Annotated in this window: 10 protein-coding genes and 1 tRNA gene; 10 read left to right on the top strand and 1 reads right to left on the bottom strand. The window is 60.7% G+C overall.

Going from position 1 to position 8167, the window contains the following annotated elements; translation table 11 throughout:
• A tRNA-Gly gene (locus tag AAIS01_RS20790) sits at positions 1 to 76 on the top strand.
• Between the two features lie 58 nt (positions 77 to 134).
• Here the strand turns inward: AAIS01_RS20790 and AAIS01_RS20785 are convergent.
• Complete coding sequence (locus tag AAIS01_RS20785) at positions 135 to 1004, bottom strand: response regulator transcription factor (protein WP_343470507.1); 870 nt, start codon at positions 1002 to 1004, stop codon at positions 135 to 137.
• 289 nt (positions 1005 to 1293) lie between these two features.
• On the opposite strand from AAIS01_RS20785, the gene AAIS01_RS20780 reads away from it, so the two are divergent.
• The 9 genes from AAIS01_RS20780 to AAIS01_RS20740 all read left to right on the top strand — a co-directional run bounded on the left by AAIS01_RS20780 (position 1294) and on the right by AAIS01_RS20740 (position 8165).
• Entirely contained in the window at positions 1294 to 1488 is a 195-nt protein-coding gene (locus AAIS01_RS20780) for a Flp family type IVb pilin (RefSeq protein WP_008070254.1), read from the top strand.
• Positions 1489 to 1645: 157 nt separating this feature from the next.
• A complete protein-coding gene (locus AAIS01_RS20775; RefSeq protein ID WP_047228300.1) occupies positions 1646 to 1840 on the top strand; it encodes a Flp family type IVb pilin in 195 nt (64 codons plus the stop codon).
• A gap of 26 nt (positions 1841 to 1866) precedes the next feature.
• Positions 1867 to 2397: an A24 family peptidase gene (locus tag AAIS01_RS20770; protein ID WP_047228159.1), complete on the top strand. Its 531-nt coding sequence runs from the start codon at positions 1867 to 1869 to the stop codon at positions 2395 to 2397.
• A gap of 2 nt (positions 2398 to 2399) precedes the next feature.
• On the top strand, positions 2400 to 3728 hold the full coding sequence (locus tag AAIS01_RS20765; protein ID WP_214913387.1) for a DUF8689 domain-containing protein: 1329 nt from the start codon (positions 2400 to 2402) through the stop codon (positions 3726 to 3728).
• Positions 3729 to 3743: 15 nt separating this feature from the next.
• On the top strand, positions 3744 to 4556 hold the full coding sequence (gene cpaB, locus AAIS01_RS20760) for a Flp pilus assembly protein CpaB (protein WP_343470506.1): 813 nt from the start codon (positions 3744 to 3746) through the stop codon (positions 4554 to 4556).
• Positions 4557 to 4628: 72 nt separating this feature from the next.
• The gene (locus tag AAIS01_RS20755; RefSeq protein ID WP_343470510.1) at positions 4629 to 5969 is read left to right on the top strand and encodes a TadE/TadG family type IV pilus assembly protein; all 1341 of its coding nucleotides are present in this window, start codon (positions 4629 to 4631) and stop codon (positions 5967 to 5969) included.
• 8 nt (positions 5970 to 5977) lie between these two features.
• On the top strand, positions 5978 to 6457 hold the full coding sequence (locus AAIS01_RS20750; RefSeq protein ID WP_343470505.1) for a TadE/TadG family type IV pilus assembly protein: 480 nt from the start codon (positions 5978 to 5980) through the stop codon (positions 6455 to 6457).
• Positions 6457 to 6951, top strand: coding sequence for a TadE/TadG family type IV pilus assembly protein (locus AAIS01_RS20745; protein ID WP_343470504.1), 495 nt, complete (start codon positions 6457 to 6459; stop codon positions 6949 to 6951). Before AAIS01_RS20750 ends, AAIS01_RS20745 begins: the two co-directional genes overlap by 1 nt.
• On the top strand, positions 6945 to 8165 hold the full coding sequence (locus tag AAIS01_RS20740) for an AAA family ATPase (RefSeq protein ID WP_343470503.1): 1221 nt from the start codon (positions 6945 to 6947) through the stop codon (positions 8163 to 8165). Before AAIS01_RS20745 ends, AAIS01_RS20740 begins: the two co-directional genes overlap by 7 nt.
• The last annotated feature ends 2 nt before the right edge of the window (positions 8166 to 8167 follow it).

The following is an 8167-nucleotide window of genomic DNA, read 5'->3' as shown; positions in this document are numbered from 1 at the left end:
GCGGGAATAGCTCAGTTGGTAGAGCACGACCTTGCCAAGGTCGGGGTCGCGAGTTCGAGTCTCGTTTCCCGCTCCAAATTCAAAAAACGCCGCTCATTGAGCGGCGTTTTTTTTCGTCCGTGAAAAAGCGAGCTTCACCCTTCGAGGCTATCCACCAGGCTCTCAAGTGCCTCTGCGCTCTCGTTTTCCGGCGGCTGGGGAGCGGGCGTCATTGTTCGCATCTGCCGCGCCAGGCGGTATTCGCTGGGGGTGCAGTTGGCGTACTGCTTGAAGGCGCGGGCGAAGTAGGAGGGATCCTTGAAACCAGCCTCATAGCCGATGCTGGTAATAGGCATCTGGCTATTGTCGAGCAGTTCCTTGGCAAAACTCATGCGTTTATTCAGTACGTAATCGGTGAAGCCAAGCCCGTTGGCTTCCTTGAACACACGGCTGAAGCGAAACGTGGTCATGCCGCATCGCTTGGCCAGGTCCCGCTGATCGATGCTGTCGCGAAAATGCTGGTCGATGTACAGCATGATATGGCTCAGGGCCTGGTGTTTCTGGTGTCCTGAGGTCAGGCGGATGCTGTCCGGCAGGGTTGGCGCGTGGTCGATCAGCGAGGTCTTGCGCGGGCCACAGGTGTGGCGGCGTAATTCGCATAATTGCACCAGGGCCGTCAGGTAGCGCTTCCTCTCGGTGGCTGACAGGGGCAGTACCATGTATTCCCACACACTGGAGCGCATGGCCCAGACCGCCAGTTCTTCGGAGTGCTGCACGGTGAACATGGTGATGGGCGTGGCAGGGACGGTGCGCTTGATCTCCAGCAGGCGCCGCAGGCCCGGCGTATCCGGGCGATCGAAATGGATGCAGATCATGTCTGCCTGTTCCCCGCCGGGCAGCAGGGCATCTTTTGCCTGAGTGCAGTCGCAAGTGTCCTCGAACTGGCTGACAAGTTCCTGGGTGGACCGATCGTGAGTCAGATCGAACCACAACAGCTTTGGCTTTCTGGTCAGACTCGACATCATTTGCCTACCACTCAGCGTGACGACTGCCCTTAAGCTAGCAGTATTGCCAATGTGCCATCACTTCGCCGAATAATTTTTTATATAAGCCGTTTTTTTAAGCGCCACAGGCTCAGAACCGCAGAGCGCAAATCGTTGCGAGTTGCAATAACAACGCGTGCCTGGCCCCCCGCAAAATAATCCTAGCGATGTGCAAAATCCTCCTAACGGCTATCCCCACCCGCTGACTAGGGTTGCATCAGGCAGTTGCAAATGTACTGCCCCTGAAAACAACCCTGATGAGGTGCGCAAAATGACTCTTCAAACAATCAAGGCTTCGGTGCTGAAGTTCGCCAAAGATGAAGACGGCCTGACCATTGTGGAATACGCCGTGGCCGGTGGGTTGATTACGGTGTTGGTGGCCGCCGCCTTTGTGCTTCTGGGCGGTGCCGTGAATACCAAAATCCGCGCGCTGTGCCAGGCCGTCAACGGCAACGTCGCCTGCTGACAGCGACAACTGCGTGGGGGACACGGCGTCTTTCAAGGAAGCGTCGCTTGCGACTCTTTTGCTGTGAGTACAACGAATCACTCAAATGGACTTGGCGTTGTCCCCGACAACTTAGTTCATGGCGGTACAGCCTTTATTCAAAGGTGAGGTGAAAAAAATGACTCTGCACACAATAAGAACTTCGATCAGCCGGTTCGCCAAAGATGAAGATGGCTTGACCATTGTTGAATACGCCGTCGCTGGAGGTTTGATCACGGTGTTGGTGGCGGCAGCCTTCGTCCTTCTGGGCGGCGCGGTGGACACCAAGATCCGTGCGCTGTGCCAGGCCGTCAACGGCAACGTGGCCTGCTAACGATAACTGCAACAGGGAGACGCGCCATGTCCATGGAATTGCTGGTGTCGACGGTACTGCTGCTGGGACTGCTGGGCGTGGCGGTGGTGAGCGACTTGCTCCGCCACCGCATCCCCAACACGCTGGTCCTGTTGGGCCTGGCCTTGGGCTTGGCCGGTCAGACTTATACAGGCGGGATCAGCGGAACGGGCGATAGCCTGCTGGGCATGCTGGTCTGTTTCGCGCTGTTTTTGCCCATGTATGCGGTGGGTGGCATGGCGGCCGGTGACGTCAAGTTGATGGCCATGGTGGGCAGTTTCCTGCCGGTTCATTACGCATTGTGGGCTGCACTGTTCAGCCTGATTGCCGGTGGCGTATGCGGTTTTCTGATCGTGCTGGCCCGCGGCCAGTTGCTCCAGACCCTGCAGCGTTACTGGCTGATCGTGCGGGCCCAGGCTTACCTGGCGCCTACCGCGGATGAGGTGGCCGGCAAACCTTTTCCTTATTCGATCGCGATCCTGATCGGCACCTTGAACAGCGTCTACTGGCAGCTGATTGCCGATGGCTGGGGAGTCTAGTCATGCACGTCATCAACGATAGTGATGCCTACCCCAGTGAACGGGAAGCGGTGCAACGCCTGGCCCCTCAGCCATGCACGATTCAAGACACCGGCTTGACTGACAGTTTTCTCGGCGAGCTGGTCTGCAAGCATCTGCACGACGCTGGTGTACTGGACATGACGCGGCTGGTGGAGCGCCTGGCGCTGACCGGCGCGGTGCTGGAAGAAGTCCTGGCGTTCCTGCGCAAGGACGGTCGTGTCGAAGTGCTCGGCCAGCTCGGGCAAACGAGCGTACAGGCCTTGCGTTACGGCCTGACCGAACGCGGCCGCAGTGCCGCTCGCGACGCCCTGTCTCGCAGTGGCTATATCGGTGCGGCGCCTTTCCCGGTGAGTACCTATCGGTCCCTGATCAAGATCCAGACCATTCACCATGGGCGTATCACCGCCACCGACATGCAACGAGCCCTGGCCGGCATGGTGCTGTCGCAAGGCATGCTCGATCAGTTGGGGGTGGCACTGAATTCAGGGCGGGCGATCATGATTTACGGCCCCGCGGGCACCGGTAAGACCTATGTCAGCAGCCGTCTTATCCGTCTGTTCGCCGAGGCCATCTGGGTGCCCCATGCCATCGTCATCAATGAGTCGGTGATCGAGATCTACGACCCGCAGGTGCATCAGCGCCTGGATGACAAGAGCCAATCGAACAATCTGATGCTCAATGAAGGCATCGACCGTCGGCTGCTGTGCTGCAAACGCCCGATTGTCATCACGGGCGGCGAGTTGAACATGGAGCAACTGGATGTTCGCTACGACCCCTTTACCCGCCAGTACCAGGCCGCGTTGCAGCTCAAGGCCAGCAACGGCCTGTTCATCATCGATGACATGGGACGCCAGCGCATGGCCCCGGCCGAATTGCTCAATCGCTGGATCGTGCCGATGGAAGAGAAGCGCGACTTCATCAACCTGGGCGGTGGTCGCCATTGCGAGTTGCCGTTCGATCTGGTCCTGGTGTTTTCCACCAACCTCAACCCCCTGGAACTGGCCGACGAAGCCTTTCTGCGCCGCATTGGCTACAAGGTGCAATTCGGTTACCTCAAGCCCGAAGAATACGAGCGCATCTGGCGCCAGGAATGCGAACGCCTGGGCATCCCCCATGACCCGCTGCTGGTGCGCTATGTGCTGCAGCAGCTTTATGCGGGCGAGGGCATGCCGCTGGTGCCTTGCCATCCCCGCGACCTGTTGAACATGGCGCTCGACCGCCAGCGTTACCTGGGCGGTTCCGGGCCCCTGTTGCCGCAAGAGCTGGAATGGGCCTGGCACAACTACTTCGTTCAGCTCGACTTCCTTTGAATCGGAGATACCGACATGAGCTCTCGTACGTTTTCGCTGATTGGCGTTTCCCTGGTCATGGGCCTGGGTGCCGCATGGATGGCTGACTCCTGGCTGAGCGCACGACTTAACGCCAAACCCGATGACCATTTGCGCAGCGTGGTGGTTGCCACCGTGCCAATTGCCTTCGGGCAGATGGTCGAGGCCCAGCAGGTCACCACCGTGCGCATGCCGATGGATACGATCCCGGACGATGCCTTTGATTCCAGCGAACAGGCCGTAGGCAAGATCGCGACGTTCGACATTCTGCGCGGAGACATCGTGCGGGGCGCGCGTCTGAGTGAGCATTTGGGTGGCAGCACCCTGGCGTCGCTGATCGATCCTGACAAACGCGCCATCTCGGTGCGGGTCGATGATGTGGTCGGTGTGGGGGGCTTCCTGTTGCCGGGGAACCGGGTCGACGTGCTGGCGACCAAGACCACCAGCGCCGGCAGTAACAACGCCGTGTCCCGGACCATCCTTGAAAACCTGCGGGTGCTGGCGGTGGATCAGACGGCGGGCACCGACAAGACCCAGCCGGTGGTGGTGCGGGCCGTGACGCTGGAAATGTCGGCCACTGAAGCCGAGGCCCTGGTGACCGCGCAGACCGAGGGCAAGTTGCAGCTGGCCTTGCGTAACCCGCTGAACCTGGAGAAAAAAGCCGTGGTCGTGGCGCCCCCTCCGGCTCCAGTGATGGCGGCGGCGACCGCTGTGGTGCCAAGGCCCGTGGTGCAGCGCAGCGCCAAACCGCAGAGCAGCGGGATCACGGTGATCCGTGGCGTCGAAAGCAGCGTCGTCAACGTTCACTGACACGCGTAGAAAAATGCCTGGTCCTTTGGCCATGGCAATGCCGATCCTCACGCGTCGGCAAACGAGGGCTCGATCATGAATCCCAATATCCGGCAGCCTGTCACTGCGACGCCTCGGCGCCAGGAAGGAGCAGTGAGTGTGTTGATGGTGATCGCGTTAATGGCGATTTCCATGATGGCGGCATTGGCCCTGGATGGCGGACACATGTTGCTCAACAAGACCCGTCTGCAAAATGCCGTGGATGCCGCCGCCTTGAGCGGCGCCAAGACCCTGAGCCAGGTGGCGGGGGGGCTCAACATGGCCAGTACGACTCGGGCCGCCGCCCTGGACACGCTGACACGAAATGCCAACGCTGCGGGCAACGCTGAACTGGCAACCGCCGTCGCCGGCAACCCGGGCGCGTTCGCCGCAGTGGAACTGGCCAGCAGCGTTTATGGCCCGTTTTCCTATCCTGGGCCGACGGATGCCAAATACGTGCGAGTGTCGGTGTCCAGTTATCGGTTGAGCGGTTTCTTCTGGAGTTTCGTTCAAACGATGGGCAGTGCCGGCCTGGGCAATAAAGCCGTGGCGGCGATCGCCACCGCAGGCCCCAGCCCGACGGCTCCGTGTGATCTCGCGCCCTTGATGGTCTGCGGCGATACCAGTCAATACGATCCGGCAGCCGGAAATTTCTGGAGTTATCGCTTTGGCGACCTGACGGTGCTGAAGACGGCCGCGGGCAACACTTCGCCCATTGGGCCGGGCAATTTCCAACTGCTCGATTTCGGCTCCGGCGGCAGCGCGGTGCGCGAAGACCTGGCGGGCGGCGGTTCGATCTGCCGCAGTGTCGGGGACAACGTCCAGACCGCGCCGGGCAACAAAGCCGGGCCGACGTCCCAAGGCTTGAATACGCGATTCGGTATCTATAACGGTCCGGTCAGCGCTTCGGACTATCCACCGGACCTGGTTATCGCATCGAGCAACCCGGCGATGACCTATGACGACGCGCTCTCCCAGGCGCAATACAAAGGACAATCCATCACCTCGAGCAACGGCGATCTTAGCGCTGCTGGCGAGGCAATACTGGACTACAACGACTGGAAAACGGCGGTCGCTGCTTGCGTGGCCGGGGCCGGTAGCGGCTGTGAAAGCAACGGGGTCTTCGAGCGGCGGATGCTCAAGATCGTGATCGGTGACTGCACCGGCAAACTGAGCGGTTCGACCTCGATTCCCGTTTTGGGGTTTGGCTGTTATTTCGTCGTGCAGCCGGTTAATGGCGGTGGTTCGGATTCCATCATTTTTGGCCAGTTCGTCCAGGAATGCGAAGGCGATAACGTGCCCGGCCCCACGCCGGTCAGCGACACCGGCCCGCAGATCATTCAGCTCTACAAAACCTATCTCAACGGCAGCGGCACTCCGAGCACCGACTCGTAGGAGGCGTCATGCGACTTGCCCACTTCAAATCAGTGCAGGCCCAGCAAGGCGTGGCGCTGGTGGAATTCACCCTGGTACTGCCGTTGTTGCTGCTGCTGTTGCTGGCCTTTGGCGAGTTCGGCCGCATGCTCTTTCAATACAACGTGCTGCTACAGGCCAGCCGTGATGCCAATCGATTCGTCGCCAGCCAGGCCTGGAATAGCACCCTGGGCACCATCGCCCTGAACAACACGCTGCAGACCCAGACGAAAAACGTCGCGGTGTATGGCACTCCGAGTCAGGCCGGCGCCGCGGTGGTGGCCGGCTTGACCACGGCTAACGTGGAGGTCGCCGCGGTGGGTGTTGATCATGTGCGTGTGACCATCACCTACACCTTCTGCCCGGTGATTGGCGCAGGCAATTGCGGCGGAACAATTCCCGGTTTCTTCGGCAGTGCCATTGCCTTGGGCATCCCACTGGTGGCGACCACCGTCATGAGGGCGTTGTGATGAACAACAAGCACATGCAAGGCACCTACATCGTGGAATTCGCCTTCGTCGGGCTGCTGGTGTTCATCCTGCTGTTCGGCGTGGTGGAAATGGGCCGGCTGTACTTCACCGCCAATGCCTTGGATGAAGCCGCGCGACGCGGCGCGCGTCTGGCCGCGGTGTGCAATATCAACGATCCGGTGGTATTGCGCCGGGCCATTTTCAATGCCGCGACAGATTCAGGTACCAGTCAACTGATCAGCAGCCTCGCCACTTCGAACCTGGCGCTGACCTATCTGGATGTGAACGGCGCCGTGGTGGCGAACCCCGCCGACACGGTCAGCACCAATGGCTTTCGCGCGATCCGTTACGTGCAGTTGAGCGTGCAGAACTTCGTTTTCAATCTGTTCATTCCCGGGTTTGGCGTGCCCATTACCTTGCCCACGTTCAGGGCGACCTTGCCACGCGAAAGCCTTGGGCGTCATTCCGATTCCGGGGAGATCACACCATGCTGAATACCAGGGAAACGCCACTGTCGACCGTCACCGGCAAAGCCGGGCTGCGGTTACTGATCAGCAGTCGTGACGCTTCGTCCCTGCGCGACTTGCAGTGCGTCTGCCAGCGCATGCCTTGCCTGGAAGTGAGCACGCGCCTGGTGAGCAACGGCCATGTCGATCCGCTCTATGGCCTGGAGCGAATGCCCGATCTGCTGTTGTTGCGGGTCAGTCACTTGTGGCGCGAAGAGCTGGCGGCGTTGCTGCAGCGTCCGGCCCATGAGCGTCCACCGATGCTGGTGTGCGGTCTGATGGGCGAGCAGGAAGGCATGCGTCTGGCGATGCAGGCCGGTGCCCGGGACGTGCTGCCAGAGCCCTTCGCCGAGACGGAACTGGTGGCCGCCCTGAATCGTCTGGTGGCGGAGGTCCGCGTCGGCCACGGCGCGGCAGGCAAGCTGGTTGCCGTCATCAGTGCCAAGGGTGGTTCCGGTGCAACCCTGGTGGCCTGCAACCTGGCCCAGCAACTCAGCGCCCAGGCAGGTACCACCCTGTTGCTGGATATGGACCTGCAATTTGGCAGCGTCACCCATTACCTGGATGTGGCCCAGTCCCATAGCCATCTGCAAGTGCTGCAACAGGTCGAAGACCTGGACAGTATCGCCTTGCGGGGTTTTTGCAGCCATTTCAGTCCGACCCTGCACGTGCTGGGTGGCCGCAGCGGCGAGTTGTGCCTGCCACAGGACGCTCAGCCGGAACAACTCGACGCCCTGTTGCAATTGGCCCGTGCCAGCTATGACTGGGTGGTAGTGGACCTGCCGCGGCAGATCGACCACCTCACCGGCTCCGTGCTGGAGCAGGTCGACCGGGTCTACGTGGTGGTTCAACAAAGTGTCAGCCATCTGCGCGATGCCAGCGCCCTGGTGCGGATCCTTCGCGAGGACCTGGGCGTGCGCGGGGACCAGTTGCAGATAGTGGTCAACCGCTATGACAAGGCGGCCGCGGTCAGCCTCAAGGATGTCGCCGAAGCCCTGCGGTGCACCAACCTGTCGAAATTACCCAACGACTTCAACCTGGTCAGCCAGAGTCAGAACACTGGCGTGCCGTTGGGGCTGCATGCGCCGAGGGCGGCCATCACCGTTGCCCTGCGCGATTTGACCGAAGACCTGGTCGGTCACCAGATGGCCGCAGACAAAGGCCTGCTCAAACGTGCCTTCAACCGTTTTTTCGGGGGGTGACC

Source organism: Pseudomonas halotolerans (genome assembly GCF_039581215.1).
GTDB lineage: Bacteria > Pseudomonadota > Gammaproteobacteria > Pseudomonadales > Pseudomonadaceae > Aquipseudomonas > Aquipseudomonas tehranensis.
This window is presented reverse-complemented; position numbering and strand designations above follow the sequence as displayed.